Origin of the sequence: Pseudoalteromonas sp. DL2-H2.2, from assembly GCF_021532535.1 — a bacterium.
In the GTDB taxonomy this organism is placed as follows: Bacteria; Pseudomonadota; Gammaproteobacteria; order Enterobacterales; family Alteromonadaceae; genus Pseudoalteromonas; species Pseudoalteromonas rubra_A.
Map to the genome: position 1 here is coordinate 42,636 of NZ_JAKGBD010000002.1, position 19,017 is coordinate 61,652.

Here is a 19,017-nt window from a genome sequence, read left to right on the forward strand (position 1 = left end):
TAACTCGATACTCTAGGGCTCAGACTACTTACTGTTTTACATCCAATTTATGTCTAAATTGAGTTTGCGCGACAGCGTATTATTGTTGACCCTGATCCCAACGGTGTTAATCGGCCTGGTACTTGGCGGTTATTTTACTATAAATCGTTACGTTGAGCTTGAACAAATCCTCAAGCAACAAGGCACCAGTCTGGCCAATACTTTGGCAATGACGGTGGAACAACCGCTGGCTGAGCGAGATAAAGCCAGGTTACATCGGGTGATCACCACTACCCACAACCAGCATGGCAGTTTCGTCAATAGCATCGCGCTGTTCAATGAAGACAATCAGTTGCTGTTAACCAGTAACTATCATAATGAATTTAATCAGCTGCATTATCGTGGCAATGTCACAGAATTACATGCCACTGAAATCGTTCAATACCTCGACAGATACATTATCTTTGCGCCCGTAAAACAGCCGCAACAGCAAGGGACTTCGGACTGGCAAAATGCACATACCCGCACCACCGCCGTGTTGATGATAGAACTCAGTAAAGATCAGGCCATTATTGGCCAGCAACAAGCACTGCTGTTCAGTGGTGCCATCATTATGGTGGCCTTGTTGCTGAGTGCCTTTGTCTCGACCCGACTCAGCCGGATGTTTTCAACCCCGCTGTCTCACCTGCTGTTGGCCACGGATAAGCTGCTTGAGGGCAAAACCAAAATTGGCGTCGAACAGCCGATGCAGGGCGAATTTGACTTACTTCGTGAGGGCCTGATCACCATCAGCGAAAAAATGGTGCTACAGCGCGACGAAATGCAAAAGCACATAGATCAGGCCACCAGCGATTACCGGGAAACCCTGGAGCAGTACGAAACCCAGAATATCCAGCTGAATATTGCGAAAAAAGAAGCCCAGGTCGCCAACCGGGTTAAATCCGACTTTCTCGCCAAGATGAGTCATGAACTTAGAACCCCGCTGAACGGCGTAATTGGCTTTACCCGCCAGCTCTATAAAACGCCCCTTAATAAGCACCAAAAAGACTATTTAGATACCATAGAGCTGTCGGCCAACAGCCTGCTGACCATCATCAGTGATATTCTCGACTTTTCGAAGCTTGAAGCCGGTGCCATGGACCTGGAAAGCATTCAGTTCCAGCTCAGGGATGCGGTGAATGAAGTGATGACGCTGCTTGCCCCGAGCGCCTATGAAAAACAACTGGAACTGTCGATTGCTATCAATCGCCAGGTGCCGGATAACCTGGTGGGCGACCCGACGCGCTTTAAGCAGGTACTGATCAATCTGATCAGCAATGCCATCAAGTTTACCGAAAAAGGCTCAGTGAAAGTCGATATCAGCCATCGACTCAAGGGCGACAGCCAGACCTCGCTGCTGATCTCAGTCAGCGATACAGGGCTGGGTATAGCACAGGAAAAACAAGACACCCTGTTTACCCCATTCGCTCAGGCCGACTCCAGTATTACCCGCAAATTCGGTGGCACAGGTCTTGGCTTAATCATCACCAAACATATTGTCGAAGCCATGAGTGGGCGCATCACGCTTAACTCTGCGCCTGGCAGTGGCTCTTGCTTTACCTTTAATGCCATTTTTAATCTGCCAAGCCGTTTATTTGATGACGACCTGCCGACCAAGCCGCTTGAAAACAAGCGCGTGCTGTACTTCGAGCCACAGGAGCATACCCGCAATGCCGTTAAAGCTCAGCTTGAAGATTGGGCGATGCAAGTAACCTGCTGTAAAAATGAAGAGACCTTCTTCGGCGCGCTGGAGCAGGAATTTAAATATGACATCTGCCTGATCGGTAACATGGCAACGGTAGACGATATGCAAACCGTGAAGGCCTATATTACCCAGGCCAGGGAAATGGCGGATTATCTGTACCTGATGGTCAACACCATTTCTCACAATATGCGTGAATCATTAATTGGCAGTGGTGCCGATGCCTGTATCAGCAAACCCATGCACCACAGAAAACTGTGCGACATGCTGGCAGCGCCTTACCGCTTAGATCATCCCAGCGTATCAATTGATGACACAGACTTAGCGCACCTGCCGCTCAAAGTGCTGATAGCCGATGATAATGACGCCAATTTAAAGCTGCTTTACACTTTGCTGGAAGAGCAGGTCGATACCATAGATACCGCCCACAATGGTGCGCAGGCGGTGAGTTTATGTAAATCACAAAAGTACGACCTGATCTTTATGGATATCCAGATGCCGATCATGGATGGCATCACTGCGTGCAGAACCATTAAAGAATCTTCACTGAATGATGATACACCTATCATTGCAGTGACGGCGCATGCATTAACGGGTGAAAAAGAGCAGCTGATCAAAGATGGCTTTAACGGCTACATGACAAAGCCAATCGATGAAGACATGCTGCGGCAGATCATTTGCGACCACAGCCCGTCATTACCGCCGGAAAAACAAAAAGCGCAACAGCCTCAGGTGGCCAGCATTGCTCCGTTTGAAAGCCACTTGCTGGACTGGGAGCTGGCCCTGCAACGCGCAGGCAATAAACCAGAGCTGGCCCTGGAGATGTTGGATATGTTGTTGCAAAGTGTCCCCGAAACCCTCAGCCAGCTGAGTGAGTCGGCGCAACAGGAAGATACCCAAACGCTGCTGACGGTGATCCACAAGTTTCATGGCGCCTGCTGTTATACCGGTGTGCCTACGCTCAAGAACCTGGCCGAAACGCTGGAAACGGCCTTAAAACAATCCCGTGACTTTGATTATATTGAGCCGGAGTTGCTGGAGCTGATTGATGAGCTGCAACATTTAGAGCGAGATTCACAAGCCGTATCGGGACCGACGCTGACGCATTAGCAAATGTAAAGAGGTTGTCCGCTATGGCTCGACAATCCTACTGGCATTAAAAAAGGCGCTGATGCGCCTTTTTTAATTTAATTTGCCCAACACTTATAGTGCGGCAAAGATCTCGTCGGTTTTCGCCGCGCAGATAAAGTCGTTTTTGTGCAGGCCTTTGATAGAGTGGCTCCACCAGGTTACTGTCACTTTGCCCCACTCGGTCAACAGACCCGGGTGGTGACCTTCATCTTCCGCCATGTCGCCCACTTTGTTGGTGAATGCAATGGCTTGCTTAAAGTTCTTAAACTTATAAACACGCTCAAGCTGCATAATGCCGTCACGTACTTCTGGCACCCAATCCGGGATCAGCTTGATCAGTTCAGCTAATTCGGCATCTGACACTTTAGGCGCATCCGCACGACACGCTTCACATTTTTGTGCACTTAAATCAGACATCAATAAATCCTTAACTTGCTAGTTTGTTTTTAGGTGGGAACTTAGGCTCAAACAGACCCAGTTCTTTGGCCTTACGTACCTGCGCCATAATATCCATTTGTGAGATATCAAACAAATCGTCAATGGCGTTAATGGTGTAGTACAAAGGCTGCATAATATCAATTCGATACGGTGTGCGAAGCACGTCAAGTACTTCTAACGGGTTGATCTCTGGCTCGTTGCTGTAAACGTACTGAGTTTCACCCGGGCTTGATAAGATCCCGCCGCCATAAATGCGCAGGCCATCTTTGGTTTGCATCAAGCCAAACTCAACGGTAAACCAGTACAAACGGGCCAGGTAAACGCGGTCTTTTTTCTCTGCGGCATAGCCCAGCTGGCCGTACTTGTGCGTAAACTCCGCAAATGCCGGGTTAGTCAGCATGGCACAGTGACCAAAAATTTCGTGGAAAATATCCGGCTCCTGCAGGTAATCAAACTCCTCGCGACTGCGGATAAAAGTGGCAACCGGGAACTGCTTGTTCGCAAGCAGGCGGAAAAACTCATCAAAGTCGATCAACGCCGGTACTGGCGCGACCTGCCAGCCCGTTTCACGCTCCAGTACCTCGTTCAGCTCGTGTAGCTGCGGGATACGGTCGTGGGGTAAATTGATTTTTTGCAGGCCTTCGAGATATTCATCACACGCTTTGCCTTTGATGCATTCAAGCTGTCTGGCAACCAGTTCAGACCAGATCTGATTTTCTTCTTCTGTCCATTCGATCAGGCCCTGCTCGTTGGGCTGTTTAGACGTGTATTTACTCGATTTAGCCATAGTAACCTTCTTGGTAATGCGTCGCATCTGAACAAAAACAACGCGTCAAAGTGTTACCCGGATACTATGTAAAAGTGAGGAAAAGTTTAATAGCCAGGCCTTAAATCGGCCCGGCCAGAAAGGCCAATTTTGTACACCTCAACTTACACAACTGACCACCAAAAAACACACCCCTTTATTTATAGGGCTTGCAAAGCAATTTGATGTAAACATTTATATACACAAAAACGCTTTTCCCAGGTCTTCGATGATATCTTCGACGGCCTCAAGCCCAACGGAAATACGGATCAGACCATCCGAGATCCCGGCTGCCTGACGCTCTTCAGGCGTGTAAGGAGAGTGTGTCATGGATGCCGGATGCTGGATCAGCGTTTCCGGGTCGCCCAGACTCACTGCCAGGGTGCACAGCTCTGTCGCATTAATAAATTTCTCGCCTTCACTGACGCCACCTTTGATCTCAAATGCAATCACGCCACCGGCGCCTTTCATCTGCTCACCGAGGAATCGATAGCCCGGATGCGATGGCAAACCCGGATAGTAAACGGTATCTACCTTAGGGTGGCTATCCAGAAACTCCGCCACTTTTTGCGCACTTTCACAATGCCTTGCAACACGCAAGTGCAACGTTTTAAGGCCGCGATTGATTAACCAGGCGTCGTGTGGGCTGATGGTTGCACCGATGTCTTTCAGTACAGTGAGTTTAATGGTTTCAATGTGCTCTGCGCTGCCACAGACAATACCGGCGACGACATCGCCGTGGCCGTTAAGGTATTTGGTTGCACTGTGGATCACGATATTTATGCCAAAATGCTTGGGCTTTTGTAGTAACGGGGTCATAAAGGTGTTGTCGATAACGCTGATCAGCTTGTGTTGCTGGGCAAACTGTCCCAGCATGGCCAGGTCCAGTACCGTCATGTTGGGGTTGATCGGCGTTTCGGCAAATAGCATTTTGCTGTTTGGCTGCAACGCGTCGACCAGCGCCTGCTCGTCTGTCATATCGACAAAGGTGACCTCAATGCCAAACTTGGGCAGCATGTGGGCAAATAAGGCAAAGCTGCACCCATACAGTGCTTTAGAGGCAATTAGATGATCGCCCTGCTGTAAAAAACTCAGCACAGAGGCAGAGACTGCGCCCATACCCGTGGCCGTGGCCGCCGCATCTTCCATCTCTTCGAGCTGAGCCAGTTTTTCTTCCAGCTCTCGGGTCGTCGGGTTGCCAAGGCGGGTATAAATATAGCCGGCCTCTTCACCAGCAAAGCGCGCAGCCCCCTGTGCCGCATCTTTAAACTTAAACGTCGAACTCTGATACAAAGGGGCCGTCAGGGCACCATGCGGGTCATCAAAGTGGTGTGGACCGTGAATACAATTGGTCTGATCATGTAACTTCTTCATTGCTTGCCTATTTTTGTTATTCGAACGAATACCAATTAGATATTCCATGGCACAAAAATGTACAAGCGTGCCGGACGCGCAGATGGCTAACCCGGGCCGGTTAAATTAGCCCGGGTGTACACATAAGTTGTCATAACAAAGGGAGGAAAACAAAAAATACAAATAAATAAACACATTTAAAAATAGTGTGTACTTACACACTATTTTTTACCAGTCTCATCCGACCTGTTAGTGGATTGGCGAATTAACAGGTTCGCCAGTTTCCGGGCCGTCTGCGATAAGTAGCCTGCGGCAGGCTTGCTGACGGGGATAGGCCGACATAAAGCCATGGCTTTATAGCCCAGCCGAGCGGTAAACACGCCAGCACTGAGCCCTTGTGCAGAGCGTGCCGACAGTTTGCCCAATAACTCAGCGCCCAAGCTGGTGGCTGCCAGGTCGCTCAGCAACTCACTGGCCCCGACAAAAATGATCTGTTTGAGCAGTAAGCGGTAAAGCTCAATGCGGCTGCGATAACCCAGTTTAATCCCGTACAGCTGGCTTATCTTTTCTATCAGCACAACTCCGCGCCACAACACGGCCAGCATATCGGTAATGGCCATGGGGCTTATCGCCACCATCAGTGCGGAAGTGCTGGCAAACTGCGCGATGAGCGAGCGGGCGCGCTCATCCACATCCTGAAGTAAGGTATTGTCGTACAGCGTCAGTACTTCCTGATCGGTAAAGTGGGGTTGTATGGTCGCCATAAACTGACTGACCTGCGCCTTGTCATGCTGCTTCAGAAGCGGCTTTAACCAAGTTTGAGCTTCGCCAATTTGGTTGCTATTTAACAACCTTTGTGCCCCGGCCCGCTGCTGCTCAAGCTTTTTCAACCTGCCAAGGGCACGTACTTCTGACCAGCAGAATTTTGCCAACACAACCAGTGCGCTGACAATCACCAGTCCATATAACCCGGCCAGAACCCAGCTGCGGTTAAGCGCATCGAGCAGTGTCAGCGTCATCTCGACCGGGATCAGCACGGCCAGGCCCAGCAGCAATAACTTACGCCAGGTCAGCCCAGAGCGGGCCGGTTGTACAACAGGCTCCAAGGGGATCGCTTGCAACTCAGTATCAAGCGCTTGCTCGCGCTCATCAGACGTGCTCATATCAGCCTGCTCTGCGCCTTGTTCAACGCGCCGCGCCTGTTGTTCGGCCTCCGGTGCTATCGTTGACTGTGGCGCCTCGGGGGCCGCTTCAACCTGAACTCGTCGTCCGCGATGTGACTGGGATGGTTCACTCATTGAAGTTTATCTCCCAATAAAAACTGTAATACATGATCGAGCCGGATATGTTCGATTTGCCCCTGATAAGCCGGGTAAGGCTCAAAAGATAAGAACTCATACCCCTGAGCGGGCCATTGCTGTGCGCTGGGCAAATGCTCGGGCGGGATCGGTGGAAGATAACTGATATAATTTGACTCCCCCACCGGCTTGCCATAAATACAGGACAAGGTTTTACCCTGCTCGGTCAACTGTTTCGGCTGTGTACTCTTTACCGATGAAATTGCCATGGTATCGATTTCCACGCCTGAGAACTTTAATTCGTTTTCGCTGGGCAACAGCAGAGCATGTAATAAACGCGTCAGTTTATCCTGATCGGCCAGTGCCACACTGTCACACTTATTGGCCGCAAACAACACCTTGTCTATGCTGGGACGAAACAGCCGCGACAGAAACCCGCTTTTACCATGGCGGAACATCGCCAGCGTATCACTTAAAGCGGATTGCGTTTCTGTCAGCGTGGTGTGGCCGTCGTTGAGTGCACTGAGCAGGTCCACCAGCACCAGCTGACGGTCAAAGCGGCAAAAATGCTCACGATAAAAAGGCGTGATCACTTGCTTTTTATAGGCCTCAAAACGCTGTTCAAGATGATGATACTGGCTCTGCTCGGGCACGGCATCCAATCCGGATACCGGGAAAAACTGTAAAATAGGCGCCCCTTCAAGCTCACCGGGGATCAACATACGGCCCGGCTGCAACCGCGCCAAACGGGTTTGTGCCTTGAGCTGCTTAAGTACATCCGCATAGCTATTAGCCAGCGCCGCCAGCGCACTTTCATCCACTGCGTGCGTCGCATCAAATTTGGCAAGCTGCTGCAAAAAAGGCGCACTGATGTGCGCATAATCCGGCTGAGCCAGGCGCTTAAGCTGTTGCTCGCTCCAGCGGGCAAAATCCTGGTTCAGCATCGGCAAGTCCATCAACCATTCACCCGGATAATCTATCAGCTCCAGATAAACGGTGTGCGTGTCGCTCAGGTGCTGTCTCACCCCCTGCGTAGAGCGAAACTTTAGCGCCAGTGTCAGGGTGTTGATCCGCTGGGTGGACGGTGGCCAGCTGGGTGGATCGGCCAGTAAATGTTGCACCGCGTTTTGGTATTCAAAACTGGGAATATCCAGTGCGCTTTGTGGCACCTGTTTGCAGGCGACCAGTCGCTGCTCACGCACTACTTCAAAAAAAGGCAGGTTTTGCGCTGTCGCCTGAGTGGTTAAATGTTTAACCAGGGCAGTAATAAAGGCCGTTTTACCGCTGCCGCTGAATCCGGTTACAGCCAGCTTAACATGCCTGTCGAGACTTCGGTTGAGGGTTTTGTGGGTGGTTTGCTGTAGCTTTTGCAGCGCCCTGGCAGTCAGGCCGGATACACTCATAAAGGCATCTATTCCTTATTATATCGGCAAAGGTGGCATGGCTGCCATCGCTCGGGCAGCGCCCCCTTTGCATCTAATCATTCACTCAGAGCTTGTTGATCTCTCGCTTTACAGTGTATTCGCTCGAAGTAACGTACGTTTCCATGTGCTGGATACGGCCATCCAGGCGCGTTAAACGTTCTTTCAGGTCAAACAGTGCCTGACGTGGCGGCTCGCCTTTTTGCCAGACTTTAAACTTCACCGAGACAGGATCTTCGTCTTTGCTGGCATAGGTGCTGTTCGTGCCTGGGGCTTGTGGTGTTTCAGCTTTCTTATCCAGAATAAACCAACAGGCGATATAAACAACAATAAACAGCGGGCCTCCGGATAACAACACCGCAGTGACAAACAGGATCCGAACCAGCCACAGCTCCATGTCAAAGTAATCGCTCAGTCCCGCACACACTCCCGCCAATTTACCCCTTTTCGGGTCGCGGTATAATTCTCGTCTACGTTTACTCATACTTTGCGTCTCCATTCTGGTGACTCTTGATCAAGCAGGGCCTCCAGCGTTTCAACGCGTTGCGCCATTTTCTCTGCTTTGTGTGCCAGCTCTACCAGCTGGCGGTGTTCGTGTTCGCTCAGCCCCTGACTGACCTGCTTTTTGCTACGATAGTGCAGGATCAACCATAGCGGTGCCACTACAATCATAAAGATGATGATCGGGGCGACTAAAATCTCTGCATCAAACATATTCCTCTCCTGTCTAACCTGGGCACGTTGTTCTTTTCATTATTGCACCTACCTTAACAGCAGGTGCAGTCAAATTCACTTATCGGCTAATTTTTTCTTCAGTGCCGCAAGCTCGTCGTCGACTTTCTCATTCTTTTGCAGATCGGCAATTTCATCGGCCAGTGATTTCTTGCCTAAATCGTAAGACTCAACCTGAGATTCCAGTCCATCGATTTTGCTCTCGTAACGCTCAAAGCGATTCAGTGCATCTTCGACTTTACTGCTATCCAGTGCCTTTTTAACATCCAGACGAGATTCAGCTGAACGCTGACGCAACACAATGGCTTTTTGGCGCGCTTTGGCATCGGCCAGCTTTTCTTGCAACGTGGTGACTTCCTGTTGCAGCTTCTCAATGTGCGACTCAACATGTGCCAGCTCTTGCGTCACACTGTCTGCGGCATCGGTGGCTTTTTGCTTTTCAAGCAGCGCCGCCCGGGCCAGATCTTCACGGTCTTTGGTCAGCGCCAGCTCGGCTTTTTGCTGCCAGTCGTGGGCCTGAGTACGTAACTGCTCAACACGACGCTCCAGCTCCTTTTTCTCAGCCAGCGTTTTTGCCGACGTTGAACGGACTTCCACTAAGGTGTCTTCCATTTCCTGAATGATCAAACGGACCATTTTTTCTGGATCTTCCGCTTTATCCAGAATCGCATTGATATTAGAATTAACAATATCAGCAAAACGTGAAAAGATTCCCATAATCTATTACCTCTTTGGTTAGTAATTTAGTTTGCTGATTAGATGTATCAATTAGCTTGCCAACTTTTCAATAAAATTAATTTATTAAAATCAACAAGTTATAATAATAGAAAAACACTTTCGCTTCATCACTTTTTAAAATACACTAGATGTTAGTCAAAAATACTAAGAGTTAGGCAATATGAGTCAGTTTCGCCAACAGGATAATTTACTCGGCCAGTCGGATAGCTTTCTTGCTGTATTGGATCAGGTCTCGCAGCTTGCTCCACTGGAGAAACCGGTGCTGATCATCGGTGAGCGTGGTACCGGTAAAGAGCTGATTGCGGCCCGTCTGCACTACTTATCCGAGCGCTGGGATCAGAACTATGTCAAACTCAACTGCGCGGCGTTAAACGAAAACTTACTAGAAAGTGAGCTGTTTGGTCACGAAAGTGGTGCCTTCACCGGCGCCAGTAAACGACACGAGGGCCGCTTTGAGCGCGCCAATGGCGGTACGCTGTTTCTTGATGAGCTGGCGAATACCTCAGCCATGGTGCAGGAAAAACTCCTGCGGGTGATCGAGTATGGTGAATTTGAACGGGTTGGCGGTAAGCAAACGGTCAAGGTCGATACCCGACTTGTCTGCGCTACCAACGAAGACTTACCCACCCTTGCGGATAATGGTGAGTTTCGTCATGACTTGCTCGACCGTTTAGCCTTTGACGTCATCACACTTCCTCCTCTGCGTGAGCGCAAAGAAGATATTCTGCTGCTGGCGGAACATTTTGCCATTAACATGGCTCGCGACTTAGGCTGGTCTTTATTCAGTGGCTTTACCCGCAGTGCCACAGAGTTGCTGCTTGAATATCCCTGGCCGGGCAACATTCGGGAGCTAAAAAATGTGGTGGAGCGGAGTTTGTATCGCCACGGCAGTGAACAGCTGGCGGTGCATCAGATTGTTTTTGACCCGTTTGCCAGTCCCTATCGACCTACTCAAAGAATTAAAAAAGCCACAGAGGCGCCAACTCAGGCAGCGGCCGCTCCTGTGGTCAAGGCGCAAACGCCGCAGACAAAACCGTCGGTTGCCTCATTCCCGTGCGATCTAAAGTCGCTCTCCAATGAATTTGAAATCGATCTGCTGCGCAATGCCCTGGAGCATAGCCAGTTTAACCAGAAAAAAACCGCCCAGAACCTTGGCCTGACTTATCATCAGTTACGGGGCTATCTGAAAAAATACAATCTCCTGGACTCGCAACAAGAGGCTTAGCCGTGGCTAACAGAGCAACTGATAAACCACCGACCCAGACTCCCTGTCTGGTGACATTGTGTCAGCATCTGGGCAAAGGCTGGCTGCTACCTATCAGTGCGTTTATCGCACTGCTGCTCAGTGGCTGCAGTGATAACAAAGCGCAGGCACAGCGCAAGATCCAGGGGATCGTCTATTGCGCCGAAGCCAACCCGGTGTCGTTTAATCCGCAGGTCACCACAACGGGTTCAACCATAGACATTATTGCCAACCAGTTATACAACACTCTGATCAGCATAGATCCGCTCACTGCGGAGTTTCGCCCTGAACTGGCAACCAATTGGGAGATCAGCGAAGACGGTAAGCAAATCACCTTTACGCTACGTAAAGACGTCTCTTTTCATAGTACAGACTATTTTACCCCCACCCGCACTATGACTGCCGATGACGTGGTGTTTTCGTTTAGCCGCCTGTTCGATGTGTACAATCCGTTTCACTTTGTCGGCGATGCCAATTACCCCTATTTCCAGAGTGTTGGCATGGATCAGTTGATCCGCCAGATAGTCAAAGTAGACGACTACACAGTAAGGTTTGAGCTATTCAGTAGTGAAAGTAGCTTTTTATCCAACATTGCCACCGACTTTGCCGTGATCCTGTCACAGGAGTACGCCATGCAACTGGTCGCGCAAGAGCGCAAGCAAGATTTCGACATGCTGCCCGTGGGCACTGGCCCCTACAAATACAAGGGCTTTTTGCGCGATAACCTGATCCGTTACCACAAACATCCGGATTACTGGAAGCATGACCTGGCGATGGATCAGCTGGTGTATGACATCACCACCAACAATACCAGCCGCATTGCAAAGATGCTGACCAAAGAGTGCGACATTACCGCGCACCCCAGCGCCACTCAGCTGGAAACTCTGGCGGCGCGCAAAGATATCCGGGTTGATAAGGCCGTCAACCTGAATGTTGGCTACTGGGCCTTTAATACCGAAAAGCCGCCCTTTGATAACGTCCTGGTGCGTAAAGCGCTGGCGCACAGTATCGACTTTCAGAAAATCATGAAGGCGGTGTTTTACGGCAATGGGATCCAGGCCCGCTCCATTTTACCGCCTTCTTCCTGGGCCTTTCAGACTCAGGCCATGCCCAGCTATGACCCGGAGCGTGCCCGGGAGTTTCTGGCACAAGCCGGTTATCCGGATGGCTTTGAGATGGATTTATGGGCCATGCCCGTGTCGCGTATTTATAACCCCAATGCCCGTAAAATGGCCGAGCTAATTCAGAGTGACCTGCGTGAAATAGGGATCCGGGCAACCATAGTTGAATACGAGTGGAACACCTTTTTGGAGCGCGTCGGTCGCCATGAGCACGACAGCGTATTACTCGGCTGGGCCGCCGATACGCCAGATCCGGACAACTTTTTCAGCCCCTTATTAAGCTGCACCGCTACCTTCAGTGGTAAAAACCCGGCAAACTGGTGTAACCCGGAGTTTGACTTATTGCTGACTCAGGCGCTGGATACAACCGACCTACAGCAGCGTAAGCAGTATTATCAGCAGGCGCAACAAATGTTGATTGCCGAACTACCGGTTGTGCCGATTGCCCATGGCATGCGCTTTCAGGCCAGCAATACCAGCGTGATGGGCATCGAGTTGCGCCCCTTTGGCGGTATTTCTTTGGCGAACGCGAGGAAGAACTAACTATGTTTGCTGACTTTTTATTTCGTCGCCTCAGTTTGCTGCTGTTTATGCTATTTGCACTGACAGCCTTCACCTTTGCGCTGAACTATATGTTTCCCGGCGATCTGCTGACCAATTTCAGCGGTGAGCTGAACGCCAATTTCAGCCAGACACAAATCCTGGAACAAAAGTATCACATAGACGATAACTTGCTGATCCAGTACCAGGCCTTTCTGGTCCGGCTCTTTGAGGGTGACTGGGGACTGTCTTTGTCTTCCGGTCAGGCGGTGTTCGGTCATGTAAAGCAGCTCTTTCCCGCCACCATAGAGTTGTGCGTTTATGCGCTGATTATGGCACTGTGCTTGGGGATCCCGGCCGGTGTTATCGCCAGTGCTTACCACAACAAATGGCCAGACAAAATGATCAGCTCGCTGACCTTACTGGGGTTCTCCATTCCCGTGTTCTGGCTGGCCCTGCTGCTGATTATGATTTTCTGTCTCAGCCTTGGCTGGTTTCCTATGTCGGGCCGCATTGGCCTGCTTTATGAAATCCCCCCGGTCACCAACTTTATTCTGCTGGATATCTGGTTGCATGATTTTCCGTATGGCGGTCAGGCCTTTGCAGATGCGCTGCATCATCTGAGCCTGCCCACCGTGGTATTAGCCATGTATCCTACAACCGTGCTTGTTCGCTTCACTCGGGACTCCATGCTAACCGTACTGGAACAAAACTACATTAAAACTGCCCGGGCCAAAGGTCTTAACCGCCGTCAGTTGATCCTTGACCATGCTCTGCGCAATGCCCTGCTACCGGTGATAAAACAAATCGGCCTGCAATTTAGTACGCTGATCACGCTGGCCATGGTAACCGAAGTAATTTTTTCCTGGCCGGGAATTGGCCGCTGGATGATTGAAAGTATCTATCAGCGAGACTATCCGGCCATTCAGGGGGGGCTGCTTGCGGTCTCCTTTTTCGTCATTTTCGCCAATATGCTGGCCGATGTGATCCACACGCTCCTTGACCCGATAGCCAGGAATCAGGCCCATGGCAAAGTTTAATCTCTTTACAGAAGAGTCGAACCGCTCTCCGCTATCCCGGCTGTGGCGGAAATTTAAAGCCAATCACCCGGCGCTGGTTGGTCTGTGGTTGTTTATTGCGCTGACCTTGCTTGCGGTGCTGGCACCTTTGCTGGCACCCTACGGCATTGATCAGCAGCATGCCGATGCCTTATTACTGCCCCCGTCCTGGCACGATGAAGGCAATGTTAATTTCATCCTTGGCACCGACGACTTGGGCCGTGATGTATTGTCTCGCCTGATGCGCGGCGCCACTTACACCTTTGGTTTGTCCATTGTCGCGGCACTATTAACCACTTTGCTGGGCGTTGTGCTGGGCACTTTAGCCGGATGCAGCCAGGGCTTTAAATCAAGCCTGCTCAATCACCTGCTGGATATTACCCTTGCCATTCCCTCGCTGCTGCTGGCCATCATCATTATTGCCATTCTCGGCCCGGGCTTATTCAATACCGTGTGGGCAATTATTTTCGCGCTGCTGCCACAGTACATTCATTCAATCCGTAACCTGGTGGTGGAAGAGCTTAACAAAGATTATATCAGTGCCTTCAGGCTGGATGGTGCTAACCGCTGGCAGTTGATAGTGCGCGGTGTACTGCCCAATATTTACGAGCATATCGTGGTGATATTCACGCTCGCTTTGTCTACCGCCATCCTGGACATTGCAGCTCTGGGCTTTTTGAAACTCGGGGCTCAGCCGCCCACCACCGAGTGGGGGGCTATGCTGGCGGAAAATCTGGGCCTCATTTACCTTGCCCCCTGGACCGTGGGCCTGCCCGGGGCGCTGTTGTTTTTATCGGTGCTTGCGACTAACCTTGTCGGTGACGGGTTACGTGACGCATTGCAGGCGAGAAAGGCGGATTAATGCAATTACTTGATATCAAAAACCTCACCATCGAGTTACCCACAGACAATGGCGTGATACGTGCCGTTGATCGGGTCAGCATGAGCCTTAAAGAAGGTGAAGTACACGCGCTGGTTGGTGAATCCGGTTCTGGTAAAAGTCTGATAGCCAAGGCCATAGTCGGGGTTCTGAACAACCGCTGGCGCATCACGGCAGATCGGATGCACTGGCAAGGGGTGGATCTGATGCGCCTGAGCCCGGAAAAACGCCGTAAACTGGTGAGCCGGGATATCGCCATGATCTACCAGGAGCCAAGTCGTAGCCTGGATCCGACTGCCAAGATTTTTGAACAAGTTGCTGAATCTTTGCCTGATAACTGTTTTAAAGGCGGCTTTTTCAGCCGTCGTAATGAGCGCAAAGAAAAGGTGAAAGCGCTATTGCATAAAGTAGGGATCCGGGATCACCGCCGGGTTTCGAGCAGCTACCCTCATGAGCTCTCAGAAGGCGTGTGCCAGAAGGTAATGATAGCCATGGCCATTGCCCGAAGCCCCAAACTTCTGATTGCAGATGAGCCAACCACAGCACTCGAAACCACCACTCGGGCGCAGGTTTTCCGCTTATTGAAAAGCCTCAACCAGCTGAAGAACATGTCGATTTTGATGATCACCCATGAGCTGGAAGAAATTGCCGACTGGTCACATGCCATGCATGTCCTTTACTGTGGTCAGATGGTTGAAGCAGGCCCGACAACCAAAGTCTTTTGTCACCCCTATCACCCTTATACGCAAGCCCTGGTGAAATCGCTCCCTGACTACGCCCATGGGATTGGCCACAAAGCGTCTTTCTTTGCGCTCAAAGGCACCATTCCCCCTTTACAGCACTTACCGATTGGCTGCCGCCTGGGGCCCCGCTGCCCGCAGGCACAGCGTGAGTGTGTAGTCACACCGGAACAGGTTAAGTCGCACGGTCATGCTTATGCTTGTCACTTTCCATTGCTCCAGGAGAAGAAAAAATGCAACCCGTGCTAAAGGTGCAGTCGCTGAATAAAACCTTTAACACCCGGGCAGGCCTGTTTCGACGCAAGCGCGTTAAGGTGCTCAAAGATGTCTCTTTTGCCGTTGCTCCGGGCGAAACGCTGGCGGTGATTGGCGAAACCGGCTCAGGTAAAAGTACCCTGGCCCGGGTTTTGGCTGGCGCTGAGCACGCCGATTCGGGGCAGATTTTGCTAAGTGGTGAAATGATTGAAGACAACGGTCATCAAAATCATGATTGTCGTCATATCCGGCTGATCTTTCAGGATCCGACCCGCTCACTCAACCGGGGCCTGACCATAGGCGATATGCTGGACGACTGTTTGCGCTTAAATACCCAACTCACCAAGCATCAGCGCGATAAAAAAATCGTCGCAACCTTGTCTCGTGTTGGCTTGCTGTCAGAACATTATGACTACTATCCCCATATGTTCAGTGGCGGGCAGTTGCAACGTGTGGCGCTGGCGCGCGCTTTGATTTTGGACCCTAAAGTGGTGGTGCTGGACGAAGCCCTGTCGTCACTCGACCCGTCTGTTCGGGCACAAACCGTAAACCTGCTGCTGGAACTGCAACGTGATTATGGCTTAAGCTATATCCTGATCACCCACCACCTTAGCTTAGTTCGCCATATGAGTGATAAGTTACTGGTATTGAGCAGAGGAAGATGCGTGGAATACGGCAACAGCGAAGCAATTTTTCGTGCCCCTCAGTCTAAGGTTATGCAAAAGCTGCTAGCAGTTTAATACCAATTTCACTTAATAGCTGTTCAATTTGACGGAGCAAATATGACGCTAACTGTGTTAAAAATTTCTTATTTAGAACCTTTACCTAAGGTATAAGTTCGCAAATTTTTGCCTGGTTATCGAACATATTTTCTCGCCTCAAAATAGAACACTTAATTAAGCAAATTGGTATAAACACTGAGACTTCGTTAATTCAGACATAAAAAAACGCCGGGGTCCCGGCGTTTTTTCGTTTAGCTCTTCGATTATGCGTAACTTACTGCATTTCGTCGCTAAATTGTAAAGTTGGACGAACCACCTCAGCATCGGACTCCAGAGCGCTCAACAGAGCAAGGAAGTTTTTGTTCACCACAGACATGGTGATGTTTTGCTTCTGCTGTGGCTCCACTTCACCAGTGACCGCTGTGGTTGTAACCCCTTTAAGCACCAACAACGCGGCATCACCACTATTTAGCTCAACCAGCGCAGACTGAGCCTGGTCGCTATCCGGGTGTGCCAGTTTGAATGCCTGTTGGACAATCTCCGGCGCAACGGTAAAGCTTTGACGTTTCAGGGCTGTTTCGCTTTTCACTTCGACTGATTCTGCCGCAGCGATATCGCGCAGTGCTTTGCCTTCTTCCAGCTGAGCATATAGCGTGTTCGCTTTTTCTTTAATCAGCTCAGACGCTTTTTCGTTCTCAAGACGTGTTTTGATCTGCGCAGTCACCTCTTCCAGCGGCTTCACAGTCGCTGGCTTGTGGTCCAGAACACGAACCACAACAATGTGCTCGTTGCCTGCTTCAAGCACTTCTGAGTTAACTCTGTCTTCGATCAGCTCAGGCGTGAAAATAGCATTAGCAATGCTTGGATCGTTAAGCGGTGCAGGCAACGCCATACGCGATACCAACTCTGTGCTCTTCAGCTCAATATCCGCGACAGCCGCGGCATCTTCCAAAGTATCTGCCACTTCGAACGCCAACTCTGCGATTTGAGATTGTTTCTCGTAAAACGCATTGGCTTTAGCAGTACTTTCCAACTCTGCACGCAAGTCAGCTGCAACCTCTTCGAATGCTTTTGACTGTTGCGCCTGTAGATCGGTTAGCTTGATAATGTGAAAACCAAATTCAGTTTCGACAACAGGAGAGATATCACCGACATTTGCCAGCGCGAATGCCGCTTCTTCGAACTCAGGCTCCATCATGTCACGCTCGATCCAATCCAGATCACCACCGATTTCTGCTGAAGCGATGTCGTCAGATTCGCTTTGTGCCAGCTCGGCAAAGTCTTTGCCACCTTGTAGCTGCTCGTACAAAGCGGTCGCTTTTTGCTTCGCCGCTTCGGCATCGTCAATGCTTTCAATCAGAATATGTGCTACACGACGACGTTCTTCTTCCAGGTATTGCGCCTGGTTTTCTTCATAGTAAGCACGTACTTCTTCGTCAGTGACCGGCTGATCCAGGGTAATATCTTCAGACTTAAGCTCCAGATATTGTAACGCAATTTGCTCTGGCGCCTGGAACTGCTCCTGATTGAGCTGATAGTAGTCAGAAATTTCAGCATCAGTTACGGATACCTCATCTTTAACTGTTTCTTTGCTCAGCTCAACGTAATCAATGTCACGTGTTTGTTGTTGCAGAGCGAGCGTTTGCTTTAGCTCGTTGTCCAACACAAAATCAGACCCAGCAACCGCAGAAACCAACTGATCACGGGTCATTTCTTCACGCAGGTACTCTCGGAAAGAGTCTGGCTGGAAGTTCATCTGGCGGATCAGCTGCAGATATCTGTCGTTACTGAACTGGCCACCTGACTGAAAGTAAGGCATCTCAAAAATGGCTTGCTTCACTTGCTCGTCACTCACTCTCAGGCCTAACTCAATCGCTAGCTGGTTTTGTAGTTCTTGTTGTACCAGACGGTCAATGATCCCACTGCGGATCTGAGCCATGTATGCTGGATCTGCCGAGATTTGTGTAAAGTACTCACCAAACTGACGCTCCAGCCGTTGACGTTCACTTTCATAGGCGCGGGAGAATTCCACTTGTGTGATCTTAACTCCGTTAACTTCTGCTACGGCCTGCTCAGTGGTTTGACCTAGGTAACCACCGATCCCTGCCAACGCAAAAGACAAGATCACTACACCAAGAATAATTTTGGCTGCCGGGCCCTGTGAGCCTTCTCTAATCTTTTCTAGCATTTATTCTATCTCTTATCTAAGTCCAAGCACGTAAGTCCAAGCACACTCGGTACTGTGGGTTTATGTGCGTATCCAAGCTCGCTGAACACAATACTCCAGCGCCCTGTTTTATCTCTGTACCTATTTATATGGATAAGTGCGGCAATTGCAAGCACAGAAGTGCAAACTTACATGCAACTCAGCCCATTGAGCCAAATCGCCATTGGTCAGGCGACTGTGCGTCATTATCCAGCTGGTATAAAAAAAGCGTATCTTAGCAGATACGCTTTTTTTCTTGAAGCTTATCTGGCCCAATCACACTATTTTAACATAGGTCACCGGACAGACTGAGCGAAATCTGCTTAGTTTACCGCGTCTTTCAGAGTTTTACCGGCTTTGAAAGATGGGATGTTAGCTGCAGCGATTTCGATTGCCGCACCAGTTTGTGGGTTACGACCAGTACGCGCTGCACGCTCACGCACTGAGAAAGTACCAAAACCGACTAGGGCAACTGAGTCACCGTCTTTTAGCGCACCAGTTACTGACTCAATGAATGAATCCAGAGCACGACCAGCAGCCGCTTTAGAAATATCAGCATCAGCTGCGATTTGATCGATTAATTGAGATTTATTCACAATATCATCCTCTTACATTG

The 19,017-nt window shown here is 50.1% G+C and carries 17 protein-coding genes; 7 read left to right on the top strand and 10 right to left on the bottom strand.

Features of this window, described 5'->3' with window-relative positions; all coding sequences use genetic code 11:
* Positions 1 to 49: 49 nt before the first annotated feature.
* The gene (gene barA, locus L1285_RS02760) at positions 50 to 2,830 is read left to right on the top strand and encodes a two-component sensor histidine kinase BarA (protein WP_235410918.1); all 2,781 of its coding nucleotides are present in this window, start codon (positions 50 to 52) and stop codon (positions 2,828 to 2,830) included.
* A 93-nt stretch (positions 2,831 to 2,923) separates the two neighbouring features.
* Here the strand turns inward: barA and L1285_RS02765 are convergent, their stop codons facing one another.
* The 8 genes from L1285_RS02765 to pspA form a co-directional block, all read right to left on the bottom strand.
* Complete coding sequence (locus tag L1285_RS02765; protein ID WP_010386740.1) at positions 2,924 to 3,268, bottom strand: 4a-hydroxytetrahydrobiopterin dehydratase; 345 nt, start codon at positions 3,266 to 3,268, stop codon at positions 2,924 to 2,926.
* A 10-nt stretch (positions 3,269 to 3,278) separates the two neighbouring features.
* A complete protein-coding gene (gene phhA / locus L1285_RS02770) occupies positions 3,279 to 4,076 on the bottom strand; it encodes a phenylalanine 4-monooxygenase (protein WP_125721182.1) in 798 nt (265 codons plus the stop codon).
* Between the two features lie 213 nt (positions 4,077 to 4,289).
* Positions 4,290 to 5,468 (bottom strand): trans-sulfuration enzyme family protein, encoded by a 1,179-nt coding sequence (locus L1285_RS02775; RefSeq protein WP_235410919.1) that lies wholly within the window; start codon positions 5,466 to 5,468, stop codon positions 4,290 to 4,292.
* A gap of 200 nt (positions 5,469 to 5,668) precedes the next feature.
* Entirely contained in the window at positions 5,669 to 6,745 is a 1,077-nt protein-coding gene (locus tag L1285_RS02780; RefSeq protein WP_235410920.1) for a TIGR01620 family protein, read from the bottom strand.
* A complete protein-coding gene (locus tag L1285_RS02785) occupies positions 6,742 to 8,148 on the bottom strand; it encodes a YcjX family protein (protein ID WP_235410921.1) in 1,407 nt (468 codons plus the stop codon). Before L1285_RS02785 ends, L1285_RS02780 begins: the two co-directional genes overlap by 4 nt.
* 85 nt (positions 8,149 to 8,233) lie before the next feature.
* Positions 8,234 to 8,650 carry an envelope stress response membrane protein PspC gene (gene pspC / locus L1285_RS02790; RefSeq protein ID WP_235410922.1) on the bottom strand — a complete coding sequence of 139 codons (417 nt, stop codon included), beginning with the start codon at positions 8,648 to 8,650 and terminating at the stop codon, positions 8,234 to 8,236.
* Positions 8,647 to 8,880: an envelope stress response membrane protein PspB gene (gene pspB / locus L1285_RS02795; protein WP_010386732.1), complete on the bottom strand. Its 234-nt coding sequence runs from the start codon at positions 8,878 to 8,880 to the stop codon at positions 8,647 to 8,649. Before pspB ends, pspC begins: the two co-directional genes overlap by 4 nt.
* A gap of 75 nt (positions 8,881 to 8,955) precedes the next feature.
* Entirely contained in the window at positions 8,956 to 9,615 is a 660-nt protein-coding gene (gene pspA, locus L1285_RS02800) for a phage shock protein PspA (protein WP_046003469.1), read from the bottom strand.
* A 181-nt stretch (positions 9,616 to 9,796) separates the two neighbouring features.
* On the opposite strand from pspA, the gene pspF reads away from it, so the two are divergent.
* The 6 genes from pspF to L1285_RS02830 all read left to right on the top strand — a co-directional run bounded on the left by pspF (position 9,797) and on the right by L1285_RS02830 (position 16,213).
* On the top strand, positions 9,797 to 10,861 hold the full coding sequence (gene pspF, locus L1285_RS02805) for a phage shock protein operon transcriptional activator (RefSeq protein WP_235410923.1): 1,065 nt from the start codon (positions 9,797 to 9,799) through the stop codon (positions 10,859 to 10,861).
* Between the two features lie 83 nt (positions 10,862 to 10,944).
* On the top strand, positions 10,945 to 12,543 hold the full coding sequence (locus L1285_RS02810) for an ABC transporter substrate-binding protein (protein WP_442960474.1): 1,599 nt from the start codon (positions 10,945 to 10,947) through the stop codon (positions 12,541 to 12,543).
* Between the two features lie 2 nt (positions 12,544 to 12,545).
* Positions 12,546 to 13,580 carry an ABC transporter permease gene (locus L1285_RS02815; protein WP_235410924.1) on the top strand — a complete coding sequence of 345 codons (1,035 nt, stop codon included), beginning with the start codon at positions 12,546 to 12,548 and terminating at the stop codon, positions 13,578 to 13,580.
* Entirely contained in the window at positions 13,567 to 14,460 is an 894-nt protein-coding gene (locus L1285_RS02820; protein ID WP_046003466.1) for an ABC transporter permease subunit, read from the top strand. The genes L1285_RS02815 and L1285_RS02820 overlap by 14 nt, the downstream gene beginning before the upstream one ends.
* On the top strand, positions 14,460 to 15,467 hold the full coding sequence (locus tag L1285_RS02825) for a peptide ABC transporter ATP-binding protein (RefSeq protein WP_046003465.1): 1,008 nt from the start codon (positions 14,460 to 14,462) through the stop codon (positions 15,465 to 15,467). Before L1285_RS02820 ends, L1285_RS02825 begins: the two co-directional genes overlap by 1 nt.
* Positions 15,452 to 16,213: an ATP-binding cassette domain-containing protein gene (locus tag L1285_RS02830; protein WP_046003464.1), complete on the top strand. Its 762-nt coding sequence runs from the start codon at positions 15,452 to 15,454 to the stop codon at positions 16,211 to 16,213. The genes L1285_RS02825 and L1285_RS02830 overlap by 16 nt, the downstream gene beginning before the upstream one ends.
* A gap of 256 nt (positions 16,214 to 16,469) precedes the next feature.
* On the opposite strand, the gene L1285_RS02835 is transcribed toward L1285_RS02830, so the two are convergent.
* Together L1285_RS02835 and hupB are read right to left on the bottom strand one after the other, a co-directional pair.
* Positions 16,470 to 18,383 (bottom strand): SurA N-terminal domain-containing protein, encoded by a 1,914-nt coding sequence (locus tag L1285_RS02835; RefSeq protein WP_235410925.1) that lies wholly within the window; start codon positions 18,381 to 18,383, stop codon positions 16,470 to 16,472.
* A gap of 341 nt (positions 18,384 to 18,724) precedes the next feature.
* Positions 18,725 to 18,997 carry a nucleoid-associated protein HU-beta gene (gene hupB / locus L1285_RS02840; RefSeq protein ID WP_046003462.1) on the bottom strand — a complete coding sequence of 91 codons (273 nt, stop codon included), beginning with the start codon at positions 18,995 to 18,997 and terminating at the stop codon, positions 18,725 to 18,727.
* Positions 18,998 to 19,017: the final 20 nt, after the last annotated feature.

Excerpts from the sequence above, each read along its gene's own strand:
- pspC (WP_235410922.1), bottom strand. The coding sequence starts at position 8,650 with ATGAGTAAACGTAGACGAGAATTATACCGCGACCCGAAAAGGGGTAAA.
- pspA (WP_046003469.1), bottom strand. The coding sequence starts at position 9,615 with ATGGGAATCTTTTCACGTTTTGCTGATATTGTTAATTCTAATATCAAT.
- L1285_RS02780 (WP_235410920.1), bottom strand. The coding sequence starts at position 6,745 with ATGAGTGAACCATCCCAGTCACATCGCGGACGACGAGTTCAGGTTGAA.
- L1285_RS02830 (WP_046003464.1), top strand. The coding sequence starts at position 15,452 with ATGCAACCCGTGCTAAAGGTGCAGTCGCTGAATAAAACCTTTAACACC.
- pspF (WP_235410923.1), top strand. The coding sequence starts at position 9,797 with ATGAGTCAGTTTCGCCAACAGGATAATTTACTCGGCCAGTCGGATAGC.
- L1285_RS02835 (WP_235410925.1), bottom strand. The coding sequence starts at position 18,383 with ATGCTAGAAAAGATTAGAGAAGGCTCACAGGGCCCGGCAGCCAAAATT.
- L1285_RS02825 (WP_046003465.1), top strand. The coding sequence starts at position 14,460 with ATGCAATTACTTGATATCAAAAACCTCACCATCGAGTTACCCACAGAC.
- L1285_RS02775 (WP_235410919.1), bottom strand. The coding sequence starts at position 5,468 with ATGAAGAAGTTACATGATCAGACCAATTGTATTCACGGTCCACACCAC.
- phhA (WP_125721182.1), bottom strand. The coding sequence starts at position 4,076 with ATGGCTAAATCGAGTAAATACACGTCTAAACAGCCCAACGAGCAGGGC.
- pspB (WP_010386732.1), bottom strand. The coding sequence starts at position 8,880 with ATGTTTGATGCAGAGATTTTAGTCGCCCCGATCATCATCTTTATGATT.
- L1285_RS02785 (WP_235410921.1), bottom strand. The coding sequence starts at position 8,148 with ATGAGTGTATCCGGCCTGACTGCCAGGGCGCTGCAAAAGCTACAGCAA.
- L1285_RS02765 (WP_010386740.1), bottom strand. The coding sequence starts at position 3,268 with ATGTCTGATTTAAGTGCACAAAAATGTGAAGCGTGTCGTGCGGATGCG.
- L1285_RS02820 (WP_046003466.1), top strand. The coding sequence starts at position 13,567 with ATGGCAAAGTTTAATCTCTTTACAGAAGAGTCGAACCGCTCTCCGCTA.
- L1285_RS02815 (WP_235410924.1), top strand. The coding sequence starts at position 12,546 with ATGTTTGCTGACTTTTTATTTCGTCGCCTCAGTTTGCTGCTGTTTATG.
- barA (WP_235410918.1), top strand. The coding sequence starts at position 50 with ATGTCTAAATTGAGTTTGCGCGACAGCGTATTATTGTTGACCCTGATC.